At 36.5% G+C, this 21,635-nt stretch carries 20 protein-coding genes; 13 read left to right on the plus strand and 7 right to left on the minus strand.

Annotated features, from left to right (window positions below; translation table 11 throughout):
* Positions 1-237 precede the first annotated feature (237 nt).
* The gene (locus tag MKY51_RS06610) at positions 238-429 is read right to left on the minus strand and encodes a hypothetical protein (RefSeq protein WP_339176046.1); all 192 of its coding nucleotides are present in this window, start codon (positions 427-429) and stop codon (positions 238-240) included.
* A gap of 158 nt (positions 430-587) precedes the next feature.
* Here MKY51_RS06610 and MKY51_RS06615 point away from each other — a divergent pair, with 158 nt between their 5' ends.
* Both MKY51_RS06615 and MKY51_RS06620 read left to right on the plus strand, forming a co-directional pair.
* A complete protein-coding gene (locus MKY51_RS06615; RefSeq protein ID WP_339176047.1) occupies positions 588-2,804 on the plus strand; it encodes a YcdB/YcdC domain-containing protein in 2,217 nt (738 codons plus the stop codon).
* 231 nt (positions 2,805-3,035) lie between these two features.
* On the plus strand, positions 3,036-3,464 hold the full coding sequence (locus MKY51_RS06620) for a homoserine dehydrogenase (RefSeq protein WP_339176048.1): 429 nt from the start codon (positions 3,036-3,038) through the stop codon (positions 3,462-3,464).
* Between the two features lie 108 nt (positions 3,465-3,572).
* On the opposite strand, the gene MKY51_RS06625 is transcribed toward MKY51_RS06620, so the two are convergent.
* The gene (locus MKY51_RS06625) at positions 3,573-4,919 is read right to left on the minus strand and encodes an MATE family efflux transporter (RefSeq protein WP_339176049.1); all 1,347 of its coding nucleotides are present in this window, start codon (positions 4,917-4,919) and stop codon (positions 3,573-3,575) included.
* Between the two features lie 322 nt (positions 4,920-5,241).
* Here MKY51_RS06625 and MKY51_RS06630 point away from each other — a divergent pair, with 322 nt between their 5' ends.
* Positions 5,242-5,817: a 3D domain-containing protein gene (locus tag MKY51_RS06630; RefSeq protein ID WP_339176050.1), complete on the plus strand. Its 576-nt coding sequence runs from the start codon at positions 5,242-5,244 to the stop codon at positions 5,815-5,817.
* Positions 5,818-6,083: 266 nt separating this feature from the next.
* Here MKY51_RS06630 and MKY51_RS06635 read toward each other — a convergent pair whose 3' ends face one another.
* Positions 6,084-6,344: a hypothetical protein gene (locus tag MKY51_RS06635; RefSeq protein ID WP_339176051.1), complete on the minus strand. Its 261-nt coding sequence runs from the start codon at positions 6,342-6,344 to the stop codon at positions 6,084-6,086.
* Positions 6,345-6,453: 109 nt separating this feature from the next.
* Between MKY51_RS06635 and MKY51_RS06640 the strand changes: the two genes are divergently transcribed.
* Together MKY51_RS06640 and MKY51_RS06645 are read left to right on the plus strand one after the other, a co-directional pair.
* On the plus strand, positions 6,454-6,786 hold the full coding sequence (locus tag MKY51_RS06640) for a redox protein (RefSeq protein ID WP_339176052.1): 333 nt from the start codon (positions 6,454-6,456) through the stop codon (positions 6,784-6,786).
* 51 nt (positions 6,787-6,837) lie between these two features.
* Positions 6,838-7,047, plus strand: a complete 210-nt coding sequence (locus MKY51_RS06645; RefSeq protein ID WP_241368462.1) for a hypothetical protein — start codon at positions 6,838-6,840, stop codon at positions 7,045-7,047.
* Positions 7,048-7,478: 431 nt separating this feature from the next.
* Here the strand turns inward: MKY51_RS06645 and MKY51_RS06650 are convergent, their stop codons facing one another.
* A complete protein-coding gene (locus MKY51_RS06650; protein ID WP_339176053.1) occupies positions 7,479-8,651 on the minus strand; it encodes a hypothetical protein in 1,173 nt (390 codons plus the stop codon).
* A gap of 720 nt (positions 8,652-9,371) precedes the next feature.
* Complete coding sequence (locus MKY51_RS06655; protein ID WP_339176055.1) at positions 9,372-10,664, minus strand: MFS transporter; 1,293 nt, start codon at positions 10,662-10,664, stop codon at positions 9,372-9,374.
* A 191-nt stretch (positions 10,665-10,855) separates the two neighbouring features.
* On the opposite strand from MKY51_RS06655, the gene MKY51_RS06660 reads away from it, so the two are divergent.
* From MKY51_RS06660 to MKY51_RS06690, 7 genes are all read left to right on the plus strand, one after another.
* On the plus strand, positions 10,856-12,103 hold the full coding sequence (locus MKY51_RS06660; protein ID WP_339176057.1) for a helix-turn-helix transcriptional regulator: 1,248 nt from the start codon (positions 10,856-10,858) through the stop codon (positions 12,101-12,103).
* A gap of 180 nt (positions 12,104-12,283) precedes the next feature.
* Positions 12,284-13,258, plus strand: coding sequence for an alpha/beta hydrolase (locus tag MKY51_RS06665; protein WP_339176059.1), 975 nt, complete (start codon positions 12,284-12,286; stop codon positions 13,256-13,258).
* A 183-nt stretch (positions 13,259-13,441) separates the two neighbouring features.
* Positions 13,442-14,110 carry a response regulator transcription factor gene (locus MKY51_RS06670; RefSeq protein WP_339176060.1) on the plus strand — a complete coding sequence of 223 codons (669 nt, stop codon included), beginning with the start codon at positions 13,442-13,444 and terminating at the stop codon, positions 14,108-14,110.
* On the plus strand, positions 14,107-15,120 hold the full coding sequence (locus MKY51_RS06675) for a sensor histidine kinase (RefSeq protein WP_339176061.1): 1,014 nt from the start codon (positions 14,107-14,109) through the stop codon (positions 15,118-15,120). The genes MKY51_RS06670 and MKY51_RS06675 overlap by 4 nt, the downstream gene beginning before the upstream one ends.
* Before the next feature lie 219 nt (positions 15,121-15,339).
* Positions 15,340-15,753, plus strand: coding sequence for a hypothetical protein (locus tag MKY51_RS06680; RefSeq protein WP_339176062.1), 414 nt, complete (start codon positions 15,340-15,342; stop codon positions 15,751-15,753).
* Positions 15,754-15,773: 20 nt separating this feature from the next.
* Complete coding sequence (locus tag MKY51_RS06685; RefSeq protein WP_339176063.1) at positions 15,774-16,541, plus strand: ABC transporter ATP-binding protein; 768 nt, start codon at positions 15,774-15,776, stop codon at positions 16,539-16,541.
* A complete protein-coding gene (locus MKY51_RS06690) occupies positions 16,531-18,540 on the plus strand; it encodes an ABC transporter permease (RefSeq protein WP_339176064.1) in 2,010 nt (669 codons plus the stop codon). The genes MKY51_RS06685 and MKY51_RS06690 overlap by 11 nt, the downstream gene beginning before the upstream one ends.
* 78 nt (positions 18,541-18,618) lie before the next feature.
* Here MKY51_RS06690 and MKY51_RS06695 read toward each other — a convergent pair whose 3' ends face one another.
* On the minus strand, positions 18,619-19,971 hold the full coding sequence (locus MKY51_RS06695) for a M3 family oligoendopeptidase (RefSeq protein ID WP_339176065.1): 1,353 nt from the start codon (positions 19,969-19,971) through the stop codon (positions 18,619-18,621).
* Between the two features lie 20 nt (positions 19,972-19,991).
* Positions 19,992-20,315, minus strand: a complete 324-nt coding sequence (locus MKY51_RS06700) for a hypothetical protein (RefSeq protein ID WP_339176066.1) — start codon at positions 20,313-20,315, stop codon at positions 19,992-19,994.
* A 330-nt stretch (positions 20,316-20,645) separates the two neighbouring features.
* On the opposite strand from MKY51_RS06700, the gene epsC reads away from it, so the two are divergent.
* Positions 20,646-21,575 carry a serine O-acetyltransferase EpsC gene (epsC, locus tag MKY51_RS06705; protein WP_339176067.1) on the plus strand — a complete coding sequence of 310 codons (930 nt, stop codon included), beginning with the start codon at positions 20,646-20,648 and terminating at the stop codon, positions 21,573-21,575.
* The last annotated feature ends 60 nt before the right edge of the window (positions 21,576-21,635 follow it).

The following is a 21,635-nucleotide window of genomic DNA, read 5'->3' on the forward strand; positions in this document are numbered from 1 at the left end:
CGGCTACGCCTTTCGCTACAAGCAAAGCTTCCTGCGGGAATAGCGTGACGCCTGAGACTAGGAACAAAAGCTAAGAACGCCACGTCCTGTGGCAACGCTTTTGTGACCAACATCCTATTGGCCTCACGTCCGCGGAAAGCGTCCCGGAATGGAAATCAATTTTAACGCTCAGCAAAAAAAAAGCTATTTTTCTCTCAGAGAAAAATAGCTTTTTTGGATTATGAACTGGCCTCTTCTTTATTTATTTTTCCGTTCTAGTTTCATACCGATAATACGGATGACGATGCCGAATAGGATAAATACCCATCCGATGCCGATAAATACATAATTTAATGTTTGGTTAGTATTAGGCAGGACGCCAAACAAACCTAAACAAACGACAATAATGCCGGAAAATGATATTAGCATTCCTGCTGTTACAATATTCACGAACTTCACCTCTGAAAGATTCTATCATGACTCACTTTCGAACACAATCTCTCCTAACTACTTGGGTAAAAAGGAATATTTTTATTTAAAAGATAATATATTGAAACTATTGCCAATATTTAGGCGTATAATAGAGAGAAAACAAAGGAGGAATTAAAATGAAAAAATGGACAACCACTCTAGGCATGTCGATTGTTTCTCTAGGATTGCTTGCCAGTCCTGCTCTTGCAGAGGCATCTATTAACCCGAAAGATGAAAGGGTGCCCATCTATGTTGCGATGACAGACGAAAGTGTCACAAAAGAACAGCTGATTCAGATTTTAAAGACGAAATTACCGGAGATGTTTGCTACATACTCTAACAGTGATTTCCAAATGACATCGATGAGCTATCATTATGCAGACGATTTGACGACACGTTATGAGCTAACATTCCAGAAAAAAGTTAACAAACAAATGGAGGGCGGTAGTGTATCATTCAGATCGGACAATCTTGAAATAGAGTACTTATATTTCAATCCTGCAAGTATGAAGGATGCATTATTCCCAGGGAAAATAACGGAAGAGCAAGGACGTAAAATTGCAGAAGATTTCGTTAAGAAAGTTGCGTCGTCTTCCAATTATGTATTATCAAATGAAACACCTAGTTATTACAGCCGTCTCATAACGGATCCAATTACGTATAACTACAGCTTCACTTCAACTGAAAAAGATATTCCAATTCAGGATCAGTCGATGGTAGTAAGTGTACTGGGCGATGGCAAAATCCAGTATTTCACACAAGTGAGTCCGGAACAAAAACGGATGTCATTTGAAGAGGCGACAAATGTAGTTTCTAAAGAAGCCGCTTTAGAAAAGATGAAGGATCAACTAAATTTAACTTTGCAATATTCGATTGATTATATGTCGATGTCTTCCAAACCTTCTGTAAAACTTGTATACTTGCCAGCGCCAAATGTCATTGGATTACATGCAACATCAAATAAATGGGCAACAACTACAGGTAAGATGGATTCTTTAAATAACAAGTTAGCGTTACAACCGCTTGCTCCAAAACAATTAAAAGAACCATCACCAATTACTATTGACGATGCTAAAGAAATCGCAAAACAGTTAGTAGAGAGCCAGGGGAATACAACTAAATTCACGATTGACCATGCCTATGAACATGAAATGAATGACCAGGCAGTAATCAGTGTTTCATATTCTTACCGCTACCGAAACGGTTCATTCGGTTCTTCGATCGAGTTCAATAAAAATACCGGGGAACTTATTTCATACTCTGATTTCTATAGTCCAATGCCGTTTGAAGATGATGAAACGGAAAACTCAGTACCAAGATTGGATAAGGATAAAGTTTTAGCAGCAGCTGAAAAGTATGTGAAGGAACTTGCTCCGACATCTGTACATGAATATGCTAAGGCAAATACAGAACCCGTTTATGATAAAGAATCGAAAGTGCATTATGTGAATTTCCCGCGAATTAAAAACGGACTGATTGTAAATGGTGACAGTCTTTCGGTAACAATCGATGATGAAGGGAAATTAAAATCATTCTACCGCTATCCATTAGAAATTGAGGAATGGCCGGATGCTGCTGCATCAGTTTCAAGTGAAGAGGCAAAGAAGCTATTTGCTGATGCACTGGATGTTAAGCTTGTTTACCACAGACTGCAAAATGAAGACGGAAAATACGAACTCGTATATGTGCCGACAGTGAAGGGACAAGAGTACTATCAAATCGATGCGAACAGCGGTGAAGTTTTCAGTCCATATGCTCAAACTGAAAAAGCGAAAGTTACTCACCCGACTGCCGAAAAGGAACTGAACTATTTAATCCAGGCAGGTGCGATTGAGGTAAATGATCCGAAAAGTTTCAATGCGGATACAGCCATTTCTCAAGGGCAGGCATTACAAACGATAATAAAATCCATCACTTATTTCTATGAAGATTATTATGCATACCGTCAGGAGCAGCCACCTGTTTCATTTGAAGATATTAATCCGGAACATCCTTACTATAATGTAGTGGAAACGGCAACACGTCTAGGTATCTTAAATCCGCTTGAAGATGAATTGAACATCGACCAAAAAGTAACAAATGAACAATTAGCCGTTTGGTACATCCGTACACTTGGTCTTGAACAAGCAGCAAAGCATCCTGATATTTATCAGTTAACGATCAAAGATGCAGCTGATGTGGATCCGGAAAAAATCGGCTATGTAGCGATTTCACACGTGTTAGGACTTCAAGGTACTGATCAATCAATGTTCCTGCCGAAAAAAGAAGTGACATATGCACAACTTGCAAAATCCATTATTGAGCTTGCATACGAAATTGCAGAAAAGCGAAACAGCGGCTCATATTACTACTAAGCACTTTTATACTTCTAAACTCGTGAAGTTTTTAAACACTTCACGGGTTTTTTAATATTTTTTAATAAAATAAGGAATATACGTTCTCTTTTGTGTAATCGTTAGTGGTTTAACTGTACCAACTTGTGATAAAATAATTTAAAGTGCTAAACTGAAAAAAATCGCGATAATTTTTTTGAAACGTTGTAAGATAGTACAAGTAACGAATCAATAATGGAAGTTGGGAAAAGAATGCAAAAAAATAAATACCGAATTCATAGTAATGTTCTTTTTGAAATTGCGCAAAGCCGTTCATTTACAGAAAAGGACAATATCGATGAACGCTTTGATGAAGAGGGAAAAATTAAATTACTAAGTGACCGTGCTGGAGCGGACTTATCACTTTCTATTGTAAAAACTGAAGATGGAATCGCCTATTCAGTGAAATGGGACGACTCTGAAGAAGTTTTCAAAGGTTGGAACATGGCATGGGAAGAATTTATTTGGTGCTTAGGTGTTGTCAATAAACCACTTGAAGAAGCGGCAAAGAAAGCAGCTGAAGAAGCAAAACGTCGTGCAGCTGAAGAAGCATTACTGGCAGAAGAAAATGCAGAACTTGAAGAAGCTGTAACTGAGGAAACTGTATCAGAAGAAGCTTCAACTGAAGAATCATCTAAATAATCAAAAACGCCTTCGCAATATAATTGCAGAAGGCGTTTTTGATTGTAATTCATTTGGTGAAAAAAACATCCACCCTCCATATAAGAGGAAGTGGATGTTTTACAATGCTTATTTATCTGAACTGACAATCGCATAGCGTTCCCATTTTCGGCTACGCCAGCGGAAAATAACGAGTATTGCACGGATCCATTCATCACATGCAATAGCCAGCCATACACCGACAAGACCTAAATCAAGAACAAAGACGAATAAATAACCTAGCGATAAGCCGATCAAAATCATGGAAACGAATCCAATACGCACAGGGTAAGCGGCATCCCCGGAAGCACGCAATGAATTGATGATTGTAATGTTAACCGTACGTCCTGTTTCCAGTAAAATACTTAATAGTAATACACTGGCCCCGATTTTAATAATTTCTTCATTACTAGTGAATAGGCCCATCAATGATTCTCTGAAGAGAATAATAATTGCAACCATTGATAATGTAAAAATCAGTGCCGATTTTACACCAAACCATACTTTATTATAGGCCAACTCTTTATCACCAGCTCCGACATACCGTCCAACTAAAATAGCAGTTGCCATCCCGATTGCCATGGCGAAAAGATAAGTAAACATCGATATATTCACGGCATACTGACGGGCAGACAATGCCTCGGCCCCTATAAAGGTTACATAATAGAGAAGGACAATTTGATTTGTCTGGTAAAGCACCTGTTCCAATGCTGAGGGTATCCCGATTTTTAATATTTTGGAAATATAGTTTTTAGACAATCGATAGTAATCCGCCCACTCGATACGAACTTCTAACGCCTGGTATAAGAGCCAGAAAAAAACAGCCGCAGCAAGCACACGACTAATAATAGAAGAAATCGCTGCACCTTCCACACCTAGTTCCGGCATCCCGAATTTCCCAAAAATTAAAATATAGTTTAAAACGACGTGCACAATATTCATTGCAAGCGAAACGTACATTGTTTGTTTCGTCCAGCCTTGTACACGAATAATGGAAGACATGGAAGTAATTAAAGCCTGAACGAATATAAATCCTCCGACAATGACTAAATAGCTTTGCGCTGCTTCCAATACAGCACCTTGCAGGTTCATCATCTTCATTAAAACATCTGAAAACAATAAAAATAACCCGCTGATGACTAAACCGACGAGCAAATTGAGTGTAACCGATAAAGCAGCAATTTGTGATGCTTCAGCAATTAGTCTTGATCCTAAATATTGTGAAACAACAATGGAAGCACCTGTACCGATAACCCCCAGTAATAAAATTGCAATTTGTATATATTGATTGGCTGTTCCTACACCGGCTACTGCATCATCCGACACAGCACTTAACATAAAAGTATCCGCTAATCCCATTAGCATAAATAGGAACAACTCTAAAAATAATGGCCATGTTAACTTAAATAAACTTAATTCTTTCGTGCCTTTTTCCAATCAGTTCACTCTTTCTATTGTTAAAATCAAAACAAAAAATATATTAGCATAAATTGTTACTATAGAATAGTTTTTTACTCATACGTTTAAAAAGGGTAAAAAATCATGAGAAATTTGTTGAAATGAAGTTATATTTAGTCAAATAGTTAAGTTTATTCAGAAATTTGTAATATGTTATCGACACAATTCGACTTTTTGTTATCGAATTGTAATATAGGTGGTATGTAGTTGTCATGTTACTGAAATATAGAAAGGTTATGCTAGTTCATGTTGAATCAAAAAGATTTTTCACGACACTTTTTCTGGAGGGAAATATTCAAGTATGATCAAGAAAGTAGTAGCATTTATTGCGGTTATGATCGCAAGCACATTTATTTTTGTAGGAACGTCAGAGGCAGCTTCACATACAATCAAAAAAGGCGAGAATTTAACAATGCTAGCGAAGAAATATGATACATCAGTAAAAGAACTCATGGCATTGAATGATTTAAAGACTTCAAAAGTACAAGTAAAACAAGTCCTTAAATTACCAAGCCATATTAAAAATAAATCAGCAGTAAAGAAAACAACAGTAAAAAAATCCGCTACACATCCAAGTAATGTGAAAAAAACAATTAAGATGTCAGCAACGGCCTATACGGCAAGTTGCAAAGGATGTTCAGGTATTACGAAAACAGGGTTAAATTTACGTAAAAACCCTAGTTTGAAGGTGATAGCCGTTGATCCGAAAATCATTCCACTTGGTTCGAAAGTATGGGTGGAAGGCTATGGAATAGCAGTTGCCGGTGATATTGGCAGTGCCATAAAAGGAAAAAAAATTGACGTCTTTATTAGTAAAAAGGCGACAGCTAAAAACTGGGGACGAAAAACTGTTACTGTAAAAATCCTAAAATCATAAAACAAAGCCTATTGCGAGGGAATGATACTTTCTCACAATAGGTTTTTTCATTTTACGTTATAATAAATAGAGATATTACGAAAGGAATGGAAATGTGAAATGTTCTTTTATGAGACTACTTGCCGGTATTGCCGGAAACCATTCAAATTGATGGAAGGCACTAAAAACTATCAGCAATTTAAAGTAAATCGACAAGCCAGCGTTAGTTGTGATGATTGTGAACGGCGGATCGAAGCAGATTCCAGGAAATATTTGTTCAACCGTGATTAGGGAGCACCCATCATTTTTCTTATTTGGCGAAGTTCCCGAATTAATTTATCGATTTCATTTTGCATTTGCTTAAAATCAGATTCATTACCTTTATCATTGGATGGTTGCTGTCCATTTTGTTCCTCAAGCAGCTTTAACGCGATACCGGCAGAAATCATACCCAATACATCGCCGATTGTAGTGACAGCAGCACCTGCATAGGCAAGTCTGGCAGCAATTATCTCCAAAGAGGGTGTAGCATCCATTTCACTTTTCAAATGTATTCCTCCTATTCTAAGGCAAATCCCTTACCTTATGTATATACGCTTGAAAAGTTTTCATTATATGTTTTATTGTGATTTGATACAAAAAAGGAGTTGGTTAATTATGGAGGGCAAAAAAGTAGAAATAGAATGTAGAAACTGTCAGGAACAAATGACAATTGATTTTTCTTCCGATCGCTTTTCATCGCAAATACAAATATTTAACGGGAAAAAACAACAGAAAAGAACATATATTAAGGAATGCCCGCATTGCCATACAATCAACTCTGTCACGAGCGATAAAAAAGAGGAGTGGGGCAATCGAAAAGGCCCTAATTTTAAGCTGTTTATTTTTTCCGGGGTGTTTGGCTGCTTAGGATTTATCATAATTGGTCTCCTTTTTCTTTATTTTGCGTTTAAAGGATTCGGTTTTGTTGTAGATTGGTTATTTAATTAAGGAAAGAATCAACTTTCGTGCTATAATAAAGAGCTTGTGGAGGTGTAGTTAATGTCAAAAAAATGGACAATCCATTCAATTCGTGAATATGTTGAAAAGAATACAGATACAAAATTATTATCAACTGAATTTAAAGGTTTTTCACAAAAGTTAGATTTCCAATGTGCGTGCGGGAACACATTCCAAAAACCTTGGAAAAAATTCAAAGAAAATAAACAGCAAAAGTGTGAAGTGTGCCAACCACCAAAAGAATCACGCTAATCAAATATCTATGTAACATCAAAAAACGCTATTTTTCTCTGAGAGAAAAATAGCGTTTCTTTGCTGAGCGTTAAAATTGATTTCCATTCCGGGACGCTTTCCGCGGGCGTGAGGCCAATAGGATGTTGGTCACAAAAGCGTTGCCACAGGACGTGGCGTTCTTAGCTTTTGTTCCTAGTCTCAGGCGTCACGCTATTCCCGCAGGAAGCTTTGCTTGTGACTGACGCTTACGCTTTCGTCACAGAGAAAATCTTGTAGCGAAAGGCGTAGCCGTCAGCTAGTGTTTTAGCAGTGCGAAAGGTATAACCGTCAGCACGAACACTCGCCCTCCATTCCAATCAATTTTGCAAAAAATCCGTTTCTTAATAAAGGATTTCCTATTATTTAACGGTCTTTCTACCTATGTCCCAGACTCTTTGATCATATTGGCTTTAACTACGGCTAATAATGGATAAATTCAGTTCATTATACAGTTCGTAAAAACTTTTTTGTTCGGTATTTTCAGCAGAACCAATATACATTAAACTGCTTTTAAATTGCTTATTATTCAATAGTACATCCTGAAATTTATCGGTTGTAATCAGTAAAAACTTTTGTTCACTGTAAGGGTAAATAATAAGCTGATTGTTGGCTGATTCACTATCAATCAGATTAAACAACTTTGTGAAATTCATATGACTTTTTAGCTCTAATTTGTACATGGAAACAAGATTATTTTCATTGATGTGCTTTGTGAAAAAAGTGTTCGCAAGCTGATAAAACTGCTTTGAGTTATAAATCAAAACATTTTGAGAAGTATTCAATTCACCAGGTATATAGGATTTATGTCGTTCGATTACCTGCCCGCATAGTGTCATTAAATCGCCGTATAGCAAGCTCGCCTCAGGATGCTTCCTGATAATCCGATAGAAGTGTCTTGCTAAAAACGAAGTATACATAATTTCATTTGATTCGTTGAATTTTTTTAACAATGAAGACATTGCAAAAACGGCCATTTCGTAATTTTGCTTTAAGAAGTTTGTACTTGCCTGAATGGAATGGACAAAGACAACTTCCGCATCGTTTTTACAATGTTCAATATACCAGTTGAACTGGTCGATATATTTATGGGCTTCTTCAAAACTACCAACTTCCAAAAGGGCAGTAACGAGCTGTAGCTGTGCATTGCATTCGTAAAATAATCGGTCCTCTTTCAATTCCAAAGCATAGAAGTATGCACTCTTTGCGTATTGAACCGCTTCCAGTTTGTTGTTATTTTCAAGTGCATGGATGCTTAATAAATAGTGGCACATAGACAAATTTTGAGGGAAAGAATCCGTATCGATTGTGTGAATGATCGAGTTGATCAGCATATCGCTTTGTGGTATGGAAGAAACGATCGAAGCAAAGTTAACACAGCATACTAACGCTTCTGTCACATGTTCCGGGTTTTTAGATCGTTCTATGATGGCCAAAATAAATTGAAGCTGTTCAAATGCTTCATCAAACTGTTTGTTAGCATAGAAAGTTTTAAATTGCTTTATGCTCAGTGTTAATGAACGTTCGATCAATCGCAATTCGTTGTTTAAACTATGTTGTACTGATGTCTCGCAACTTGTATGCATTGTTAAAACTCCTTTTGATGTATTAAATAATACCGATTTGTGCGATCAATAGTATCTTTTATCAATTGACTGAAGTAAGAGCCGACAAAAATATGTTCTTTTAATCGTTTAAGAAATTGATTATGAATATAATTGATAGTCTGACTGGATGGGGATTCAATATGATTGTTTTCGTAAAAGTTTATTAATTCCAAAGGTAATTCGGGTTCGAAACCGCTTTCTTCAATAAGACTTTGGATTGTCTGCTTTAATTTACTTTTTAATAGAACAGAAAATAATAAACAAATTAAAGGATCATTGCATTTTCTCTTTTTAAATCTTTGCAGCTCGTATTGCTTAATGATTATTTCATGAAGATATGACTGAAAAGGATAGTGAAAACGTATATTATCATCCGATATTAATTGGTCATCATCCGTAGTTAAATATGTATACAGATTATAAACAAATTGATAATAAAAATTATAATTTTGATTATAATCTTCTAATTGAATGTCCAGAGACGGGTTGTTTGACAAAAGTTGCTGAAATTCTGAATATTTACCTTCAGGAACAAAATAATAGTTGTGGAAATTCAATGAATATCAGCCTTTCTAATATGAAAATTATTACATTATAAATTGTACAGAAACTTTAACAGTATATCAAACTTATCTATCCGCTAATTACATAAAAAAAGAGCTAACATAGAAAATTAGCTCAAATTCGAAGAGAAATTTATTATTCAGTTATTGCTTCAGTTTCCAGCTTTACCTTTTTCAGTTCAGGGTGAGCCATTTCTAAAATCGAAGGACGTAGTAATAATAGAACTATACCAATTAAAATCAGTCCGCTGACGATTAAGATATACTGAGCCGGAATGAACTCGTATAAAATGCCAAATACAAGTGTCCCGACAGGCATAGCACTCATCGCCATCATTTCGATAATCCCAAAAACACGTCCCCGGTATTCCTCTTCAATTGAAGTTTGCATCAACACACCAAGCGGCGTATTTGTGATGACACCCAATGCTCCGAATAAAAACATGATGATTAAATAATAGATGAAATTCATCATTGCCGAAAATGTGATCATAAGCGGCAGGGCCGATAAAATGACGACAACAGAAGAGGAAAAAACAGATCGTTTAACTGTAAGTAATGGGAATTTGACGGTTGCTCTTGATGCGAAATAAACGGATGTGATTAAAACGCCGATTGCACCACCAGCTTCTGTAAAACCGATATACTTTGGATCTAACTTCAAAATCGTCAATAAAATATAATCTCCGCCAACATTGATGGCTGTGAAAAATAAGTTTAGCCAAAGTGCAGTCCATAAAATGGCTTTAATAATCGGTTTTGAATTGACATAGCGAAAGCCGGCTTTGAAGCTTTCAAACATTGATTCTTTTTCCGCATTTTCTTTAACGCTTTCTTTCTTATAAAGAACAAAATTCATTGTAGATTCCAACAGAAGTGTGATGACAGAAGCTGCGATAAAGATAATAAGGAACATTTCCATCGAAACAAAACCAAACAACATCCCACCGAAAATCGGTCCGCCAATACCTGAAATAGAATAGGACAACTGATTAAAACTCATTGCCTTCTGAAGTCGAGCTTCATCGACAAGATTGGCAATTGAAGCGGAAAATGCGACTCCTGAAAATGTACTGAAAATACTATTGAATACTGTAGCGATATATATTGCGATTAAAGATAATCCAAATTCATGTGTGTAAAGCAATAAACCGCTAACTGTAAGTATTACGCCGGTTTGCCCGCTGAGTACAAGCCATTTCCTAGGTAAACGATCCCCTAATAGACCTGCAATCGGTGACATGATTGTGCGCGGCAAGTAGCTTAAAATAATATTTGTCGCAAAACTAAGCGAAGAACCTGTCATCGATAAAATGTACATACTGATACCAAAGCTGTATACATGTGACCCGAGCGCACCAATCATTTTGCTTATTAGAAACGTGTATAAATGGTACGTTGCTCTTTTTAATTTCTGCTGTTCACTCATAAACAAAACCCCTTTGTTTAATTTAATTAAACTTATTATATGGTGTGGAATTTTGAAATGCAATACAAAAGTTTAATTAAATTAAAAATATTTTGAGGTTTTAGAATTTATTTTCTACAAAATGTTTAATCAGGTTAAAATATTAGCCTTTTGTATGATTTTTGGTAAACTGTATTTAATGAGGTGACGACGTGTTGAATATTGGTGCCAAAATAAAAGAACTAAGAAAAGAGCGCAAGATGACGCTTGCCCAAGTAGCGGGAGATCGAATTACAAAAGGGATGCTGAGTCTGATTGAAAACGGAAAGGCACAGCCATCAATGGAAAGCCTTCAACATATTGCAAGTCAGCTCGGCATCGACGTATCCGAGCTCATGCAAACCGAAAATCATCAGCAAATAAAAGATTTATACCGGGATGTTGAAATAAAACGTTTAGCACTCAATAAAGAGCATGATGATAAAAAAGTAAATGAAAAAGTGCTCGAACTGTATCATTTAATCCATCCCTTTTATGAGAATGGCAGCCTTAAAGGGGCAACTTTTGAGGAAGTGCGCATTTACGAAGTGTATTTAACAATGCGCTACTTTGCGAAAATGGATTTATCCGAAAAGCCATTTGCCAAGTTAATCAAAATGTATGAGCAAGTACATGGCTATTCGAAAATATTGAAGATTTATGCCCGGATGGGGAATATTAAGTTTATGGAAAAAGATTATGCTGCAGGTCTGCACTATTTACATGAAGGGGAAAAGTATATCGAGAAATATGGGGATCTGATAGACGACCTTGAAAAACTCGATTTATACTATAATATTACGGTTTCCTATGCAGCACTGAATGATGAACTGCAGATGGAGAATTACTTGGAAAGAGCATTAAAATTAGCAAAAGAGAAGAAGATCGTTTATCGATTAAATGATTTTTACCGCTTTTTGTTTTTCATTCACTGTTCAAATGAAGAAGGGGAAAAGGCTTTTTATTATTTAAAGAAAATCCGGGCATTCGCAGAAATTATGGAAGACCCGACTGAAACCCTTATGGAGCAGCTTGTAACACTTCTTTATACAAATCAAATCGAAAAAGATTACGAGAAAACAGTAGCAACCCGATTTGAAAATAATTTTGTTTTAGAGGGCTTTTCATACAGCACGGACATTTTCTTTAGTGGGCAATATGGCTATGCCTATTACATGCTTGAGCGATATGAAGAAGCATTGCAAACATTAAAGGACATCGAAATATTGGAATACAATCAACATCCGATTGATTTATCGATGATGTACCGTGCATTTGCTGTTAGGGCTTTATGTTACTTCAAACTGGGAGATAAGGAAAATGCGAAACGTGATATTTTATATGCAATGGATGGTGTAAAAGGTTTAAAAGTTACAAGAGGAATCCAGTTCATTATCGATGCATATGAAGAAATCATATAATAATAAGAAGACACGGATAATCATAAAGATTTCTGTGTTTTTCTTTACTCTTAGTTAAAATTACTCCATTTGCTTCAAAATATATTCCACACCATACTTCATCTACAAGAGTTCTAATCATTAAATTGAATGAATAAATTAGTAGAGTGAGTTCAATTTTTGTGAGATGGAGGAATGAAGATGATCAAACGAGTAAATCCAGAATTTTTAGCCGGTTTAGAAGCATTTACAGACTTTGATTTTAAAGTAGAGCACTTGGAAACGATGCGTGAAGGTATGGCCCAGGCGGTATTGCCGTTAACGAGCACTGATACAGTGAATATTATTAATAAAACCATAACTGGCATTGATGACAATGAAATTCGTGTTCGTATTTACAAACCAGCTCACCAGGAACAAGAATTACCAGTTTTATTGTGGATTCATGGCGGAGGTTACGTACTGGGCAGCATTGAAGACAATGATCACCTTTGTGTACAAGTAGTCGAGACAGCAAACTGTGTCGTTGTTTCCGTAGATTACCGTTTAGCCCCTGAATATCCATATCCTGCACCGCTTGAAGATTGCTACAGTGCGCTTGCATGGATTGCGGACAATGCAGCAGAACTGCAAGTGGACAAGAACTGTATCGGTGTAGCGGGTGCAAGTGCAGGTGGTGGTTTGACAGCAGGTTTAACTTTATTGGCGCGTGATCGTGAATATCCTTCAATTTGTTTCCAAATGCCACTTTACCCGATGATTAACGATAGCAATGATACACCTTCTGCGAATGAAATTACGGATGGCATGATTTGGAACCAAAAAACGAATGATTTTGGCTGGAAATGTTATTTAGGCGAATTGCACGGTCACGATGAAGTACCGATTTATGCTGCACCGGCAAGGGCAGAGGATTATCGCAATCTTCCATATACGTATACATGTGTTGGTCAATTGGATCCTTTCCGTGACGAAACCATTACGTATGTAACTAAACTGGCACAGGCAGGGGTTGATGTGGAATTTCATTTATATCCCGGCGCATACCATGGCTTTGAATCACTGAACCCACAGTCCGAACTTGCTCAGAAAGTAATTAAAGAATATGTAAATGCGATTAAAGTAGGCTTTGACCGCGTGAAAGCAACTGCTGACCAAGTGGAAGAAGTAAAATAAATTTATTAAGAATGATTTCCACATCGGATTTCATTCTTTTTTATGTGGGTAAAGTGGGAATGTCTTTAAGTTGAAAATATTTGCATATATCTGCTGTACATATGTTTGTGATAAATGTATAAGCATGGTATAAGTGTAAATGAATTTTAATCCGGGATTCCAAACATTAAAGGAAGTGAATGTATGTCAAAAATTTTAATTATAGAAGATACGGAAACGATAAGAGAAGAATTGAAAACCTTTTTAAACACATATGGATTTGATACAAAAGCACCGACAAACTTTGAACATATTATTCAGGAAACACTAAACGAAGCACCGGATCTTATATTGCTGGACATCAACCTTCCCATTTTTGATGGTTACTATATTTGCAGAGAAATAAGGAAGCAATCGGATGTGCCGATTATTGTCGTGACGAGCAGGGATAACGAGATGGATGAACTGATGAGTATGAATTTAGGCGCGGATGATTTTGTCACAAAACCATATAACACTCAAATTCTTTTGGCAAGAATCGAAACCATACTAAGAAGAGTCCAGGGGTCAAGCATGCGGGATACCCTTGTTTATAATGATTTAAAGCTCAATTTATCCAACGGGTCTGTTACTTATCAAGGGGAGAAGGCAGAGCTCACGAAAAATGAGATTAAAATCCTTTCCTGCCTATATAAAAATAAAGGAAAAATCGTCTCAAGGGATGATCTTATGGATTTTATGTGGAACGCAGATGTTTTTGTAGATGATAATAATTTATCGGTCAATGTTACGAGATTAAGAAAAAAACTCGAAGCATTAGGTATGGAAAAAAACATTGAAACGAGACGCGGGTTAGGATATATACTTCCATGACACTTAAAGAATATGTTAAAGACAGAACAGTTTTCCTGCTCACTAATTTCGTATTATTTATCATTGTTGGCGGCATTATGATGCTTGTCGGGATAAATAGTCAAACAGTCTTTCTTATTTTCTGTATTTGGTTTTGTCCTCTTATCTTATATATGTTGATTGAATATTTTAAGCAAAAAGCTTTTTATGATGAGTTAACTAGTATTACAGAGAACTTAGATCAGAAATATTTGCTGCCGGAAGTCATGAAAGAGCCGGAAACTGTGGAAGGCAAGGCATTGTATGAGGTATTGCGTCAGGCAAATAAAGATATGCATGAGCATGTGAAAAGTTTTCGGGACCGGGAAAACGAGTATAGGGAATATATTGAAACTTGGATTCATGAAATTAAAACACCCATTGCCTCCACAAGGCTGATCATTGAAAATAATCAAAACGACGTGACACGAAATATTCAAGAGGAAATTAAGAAGATTGAAGAATATATCGAGCAGGTTCTCTATTATTCAAGGAGTAATAATGTGAGCAAGGATTATCTTATTAAAGAGGTACCTTTAGTTGACCTTGTAAGAAGTGTCATAAAGAGAAATTCAAGAGACTTTATTAGTAAAGGGATTTCAATTGACCTTGAAAAAGTTGAAGGAACTGTTTTCAGTGATGCAAAATGGCTGGAATTTATTTTGAATCAGCTGATCGGGAATGCCATTAAGTATATCCGTGAACGAAATGGAAAGGTAATCATCCATACGGTCCGAAACGAACATAATATTGTTCTGACAATCCAGGACAACGGGATTGGCATTACAGAAAAGGATATCCACCGGGTTTTTGAAAAAGGGTTTACCGGGGAAAATGGAAGGCAATTCGGGAAGTCCACCGGTATCGGTCTTTATTTATGCAAAAAACTAGCAGATCAGCTTGGCTTAGGTCTTACGATCACATCAAAGGCGGGGGAAGGAACAAAGGTGAGTATTATTTTTCCTTTAACGAATGTAAACTTCATGCAGTAATGCAACATAGAATAGCGGATTTATAGCGATTGTACATTACAATCGCTATAAGTCCGTTTTTCAATTTTAGGCATCGGGCCCTCCAATGGCTGGCGGAGTTAATCGGGCGCTTTTGTTTATAATCTTGCAAAAATGTCACTTTAATAAAATATAAACCAATATGTCTTCCCATTACCTATTGATAAGATACAGTTAGAAATCAATTAGGGGGAATAAAAAATGAAAAAAGCCATTGCAATATTAGGAATCTTTCTGTTAGGTCTTGGGATTTTCCTAGTGTATGAATATGTTTCAGAGCCAAAAATAGTAGAGGGCGTCATGGCAAAAACGATTGATGAAAAGGGGAAACCTGCTGATATAACAAATACGTTTACATCAGGTGAAAAAATATATTTTGCCGCGAAGAGAAATCGATTCTGGACTAATAAGGCAGAAGTTGTTTGGTATAAAGGTAAAATTAAAACAGCGAACCGATTTGTAGTGGAGGAAGAAGTAACTGTAAACGATGCGAAATATTTCATTGCCGAGCTATCTGTTCCGGAAGGTCTTGAAGAGGGGCATTACGGTGTCACGATATATGTAAAAGGGAAAAAAATTATGGAAACACAGGCCGAATTTGATGTGAAAAAATAGATCTATCTTGGAGGAAACGTATGCAACCGATATTAAGCGTAGAAAAAATCGAAAAATACTACGGAAACAAAGGCAATATTACAAAAGCGATCGATAATATTAGCTTTACCGTAAATGAAGGCGAGTTTTTAGGAATCATGGGACCTTCAGGGAGCGGAAAGACAACGCTTCTGAATTGTATTTCGACAATTGATCAGGTGACAACTGGCAAAATTATAATCAATAATCAGGATATTACAACATTAAAGAAGAAAGGGCTTGAAGCATTCCGACGTGACGAGTTAGGTTTTATCTTTCAGGATTTTAATCTGCTGGATACGCTGACAGCTTATGAAAACATCGCTTTGGCTTTGACGATTCAAAAAAGAGAGGCAATGGAAATCGACCAACTTATTAAAGATGTTGCGGAAAAGCTTGATATTACGGGCATCCTTAGTAAATATCCATTTCAATTGTCAGGTGGGCAAAAACAAAGGGTCGCATGTGCCAGAGCGATTGTAACGGAGCCTTCCCTCATCTTAGCCGATGAACCAACAGGTGCACTCGATTCAAAATCATCACGATTATTGCTGGATTCTTTTGAAAAACTGAATAAAGAATACCAGTCAACAATTTTGATGGTTACCCATGACTCGTTTACTGCAAGTTATGCCAATAGAATATTGTTTATAAAAGATGGTCGGATCTTTAATGAGCTCGTGCGCGGAAATGATACGAGAAAGGAATTCTTCAATAAAATCATTGAAGTGGTGACTTTACTTGGAGGCGATGTCGGCAATGTTCTCTAAAATCGCATTCAATAATGTAAAGAGAAGCTTTAAAGATTATTCAATCTATTTTCTGACATTGACTTTAGGTGTTTGTATTTTTTACAGTTTCAACTCTCTTGACTCGCAACAAGCAATTCAGGAAATGAACCAAAATAGTGTATTTCGTGAATCATTAGAATTGCTCATGTCTGGAACATCAGTATTTGTATCAGTTGTTCTTGGAGGTTTGATAGTATATGCCAATAATTTTTTGATCAAAAAAAGGAAAAGAGAGCTTGGCTTATACATGACATTAGGTATGTCAAAAGGGAAAATCTCGAGAATTTTAATTGTCGAAACGCTTCTGATCGGTGTCGTCTCTTTAGTTGCGGGTATTGGACTTGGGGTAATTGTATCGCAAGGCTTATCGGTACTGACGGCAAACATCCTATCTATGGATATCAAGAAATATACATTTGTTTTTTCACTTGGCGCCATGATCAAATCAATTGTTTACTTTGGTATCATCTATTTACTCGTCATGATTTTCAACCAGTATACGATTTCCAAATACAAATTGATCGATATGTTAAATGCCTCTAAACGTAACGAAGAATTAAAGCTGAAAAATTCTGTCGTATCCGTGCTAACATTTATTCTATCTTTGGCTTTTTTAGTATTTGCCTATAGTAGAATTCTGAAGACCGGTTTAAACGCTGCAAGTATGGAATTGATCATCACAGTTTTGGCTGGGGTGTTTGGAACACTTTTATTCTTTTTCAGCCTTTCGAGCTTCTTTATCCATATTGTGCAAAAGAATAAGAGATACTATTTGAAAGATATAAATATTTTTATCCTAAGACAAATAAACAATAAGGTCAACACGAACTTCCTTTCCATGACAATTATCTGTCTCATGCTTTTCTTAACAATCTCCCTCATCTTTACTGCTTTTGATTTAAAAGGAACAATCGATAAAAACTCGGCTAAAACGTTTCCTTTTGATGCTTCGGCATTTCTTGTAGCTGACCAGGACGAAGGGGAATCTGAAGTGAATAATATCAAAAACTATTTAAATGATATTGACTTTACATTTGAACCGAATGAAAAACATGCCTTTTTTAATGAATACCTTCTTGATTTATCAATCGAGGATTTGTTGTCCAAGTATTTAAGTGAACAGGAACAGATTGCTATACAGGAAAATTACTTGTATGGTCCGGTATCTGCTATAAAAATATCGGATTATAATGCAATTCTTGATCTGAAGGGGCAAGAGCATTTTGATTTAAAGGATGATGAGGTACTTGTTGTATCAAGCTATGGCGAGATCATTCAAGCTTTGCCAGAGTATATGAAAAATGAAGAAAATATTATAATTGAAAATAAAGCCTATACACTAAAGAATGATGTGGCTATTGATGAAAATATAAGAATTAACAAGGGCAGTAAGTTCTTTTATCTTATCATTCCTGATAATTTTAAGGGCAACCTTCAATTAGAATTCTCAAGTTTTAACGTAGTATATGAAGAGCGCTCCTTTGAAAAATCAGAAGAGAAATTTTCAAATCTATTTTATGAGCTTGAAGAAAATAAATACAGAAACATTCGTCCCGGTTTAGTTATCGGAAGTACAATCGATCAAATAAAAGAGCGGGAAAATGGTTCTGCGGCATTATTTATATTCCTTGGTTTATTTTTAGGGCTCGTCTTTATTGTATCGAGCGCGGCTGTTATGGCATTGCAGCAGTTATCTGATGCAAGTGACAGTTTGGGACGCTATATAGCATTGAAGAAAATCGGTGTTACGGATAAAATGATAAACGGGGCGATATTAAAACAATGCCTCATCTATTTTTTACTCCCGCTTGGTCTGGCTGTCATTCATTCCATTATCGGTATTAAGGCGGTCAGCGGAATGTTCCATTTCAACTACGAAAGTATACTAGTCAGCTCAGTAATCCTTGTCCTCATTTATGGCGGGTATTTTTATGCAACTTATATCGGTGTGAAGAACATTGTTAAAGGCAGTAACTAGGAAATATGAATGGCTATAACTAAAAAAGAACGAATTTCCGAACAGGGAATTCGTTCTTTTCAAATTATTCTCTACCGATTATGAATTAATATCGTGAATCACTTTTTCCAGAAATTCACCCATTCGTTTTACAGTTGACTCCGAAAAGTCAAAATCAACGCCGGTTTCTTTATAAATCGCTGCAATGGATTGATTGTAATCGGCACTTGCACCTTTTTTATAAAATTCGACAGCTTGCTTTGGATTCTTTTGATAATTTTCAAGTAATTGCAGTGCACCAAGCATCGACATCGAGTATTCAATATCATAGAAAGGATATTGAATAAAATGAAGTGTCCCGATCCAGCTCATGCCAATTTCTTCTTCAAACCCGGCAGTATCAACGGGGTTCAAGCCGTATCGTTTTAAAATCTCAAAGTACTTTTCGTCACGTTCCTTAGCGGTATGTTGAGGATTTGTATACATCCAGTGCTGGAAAAGGTCGCCTGACAATGGGCCGAATAACATCGTAAATGCCCGTCTTAGTTCTTCACGTTGCGCACTTTTGAATTCCTCTTCTTCCGGATAAAACAGATCAAACTTATCCAATAACAATAATTCCATTCCGTGTGAATACAATTCAGCTACTTCCGCTCGCCACTGAAATTCTTCGATAGGGCCTTGTTCCGAAGCTTGAAGATAACCATTTACTGCGTGACCCATTTCATGAATGAGTGCAATAAGCGAGAAAAAGGATGGGCTAAAGTTTGCAAAGACGAACGTATCTCCTGAAACTGGTAAAGGGACACAGAAACCACCAGGACTTTTACCTTTACGGTCCCCAAGATCAAGCAATCCATTTGCTCTCATGTACTCCAAACGGTCTGAAAAATACGGATCTGTTTTTCCTAACATTTCAGCAACGCCATCCACAAGCACGGATGTTTCGGTATAAGGAGCATTTTTCAGCAGTTTAGCGGTGTTATCCCATGGGCGATATGAGTCGACACCAAGTTTGGATTTAAAAACATTTGCAAGCCGATTCCAGGCGGGAATGATATGCTTTTCAACATTTTCATGGAAGTCATAACAATCTTCAATACTATACTCACGGTTTTTTGCAACAAACATATAATCACGATAATTATTAAAACCCGCATTGACTGCAATCTGGTGGCGCAGCTGAACGAGCTCATCCATGAGTGCATCCGTTTCAGGTTTAATTTGACGGTAGGCAGCTCTAATTAAATGATAGGCTTTTTCCCGAACACTTCTGTCTAAATTATCAAGCTGTGATTCGATAAACGGGAAAGGTTTTTCTTCTCCGTCCCATTCAACTGTAAGTCCGCCCATGATTTCACTGTACTTTGTGCTTAGTTCTTGTTCCTTTACAAACAGTGGGATATTTTCTTCTCTAAACAGTTTTACTTTTGACTCTCTAAAATTGCGCATCAAACCGTAACGCTTATCATCTAACTCTTTGAAATAAGGGGATTCGCAGCATTTTTTAGCTTTGCTTCGTATTTCATCATCAAAGGCTGAATGACTTGCTGATCGTGAAGGTATGTTGATTTAATATCCGGATCCTCTGTATTTCGGTAGAAGTCGACAAGGTGGCCTGTCAATGCTTCTTCAATTTCAAAGCGTAATGCCTTTTCTTCCTCAATCCAATTCTCCAGGTCAGTTATGGAATCAATCGAAACATCAAGTAATCGTTGAAACTGTGCTTCAATTTGTTCAACTTTTTTTAAATCAATTAATTGTTTGTAGTAGTTAATACTTTTCGCTTGTGACATAAATAATTCTCCCTCTACCTTCAGATTATTTAGACTAATGAATTAATTATATTATAGATTACTAGTCATTCATTCTTTTTTTTGAAAAATATATTACTAATTATTAATCGTTTATGAATGGTGGTTTGAAAATGAAGAAATAAAAGGCTAACATGTTCTTTTAAATTCGTATTGTTTCTCAATTTGTTTTGCGTGATGAGGAGAGAGAAAGCTCTTTACTGGCTATTGCTCTTAGGCTGCTTTACAATTTTGAAAAGAAGGACCAAACTGCGCGTTTTGTGTAGTATAATCTTCATTACTATGTATTTTAAAGAGAAAAGGAGTTTTGGCATGAAAATCGAGGACTGGTTAAATAAAGAAACATCAACAATCGCAAATAAGTTAATCGACTATAATAAAAAGCATATTGAAGTAGAAAAATCGATTGGATTCACGGGCCGTGATCAAATCCATCATATTTTGGATAGTTTTTATGAGATTTTCTTCCCGACAATCTATAATCAAGGTGTTGTCGATGAAACACGTACATTGATGAAATTAAATAATAATCTTCGTCAATCAGCACTGGATTTGCGTGATATTATCGAAAAAGTATTAGTGTACCAAAACTTTGATAATTGTGATGGCCAATGCCGAGAAAAAGCAGATCATGTTGTGATGAAGTTAATGGACCGTTTCCCGGAAATCCGTGAAACGATTCAAACAGATATTCAAGCTGCTTATAACGGTGATCCGGCTGCTACATCAACTGAAGAAATCATGTTAAGCTACCCGTCGATCCGTGCTGTATTTATCCATCGTATCGCACATGAACTATATAATATGGATGTCACAATCGTTCCACGTATCATGTCTGAATATGCACACCAGTTAACAGGAATCGATATTCATCCAGGTGCGAAGATCGGCCATTCGTTTTTCATTGACCATGGTACAGGTGTCGTAATTGGAGAAACATGCACAATCGGCAACAACGTTAAAATCTATCAAGGTGTAACATTAGGTGCATTAAGCTTCCCGCTCGATGAAAACGGAAACCCGATAAAAGGTGTAAAACGTCATCCGAACATTGAGGACAATGTTGTCATCTATGCCGGTGCAACAATCTTAGGCGGGAAAACAACAATTGGCCATGACACAGTGCTTGGCAGTAATATTTGGTTGACATATTCGGTGCCGCCATATTCACGTGTTTATAATTCTCAGCCATCACCGAATATTAGTAACAGTAAAGAAGTTGTAATCGAGTACGAAATTTAATTTGAATTGAGCGAGGTGAAGTGATTAAAACTTCATCTCGCTTTTTTTATGGTGAAGTGG

Origin of the sequence: Solibacillus sp. FSL R5-0691 (assembly GCF_037974225.1) — a bacterium.
Classification (GTDB): domain Bacteria; phylum Bacillota; class Bacilli; order Bacillales_A; family Planococcaceae; genus Solibacillus.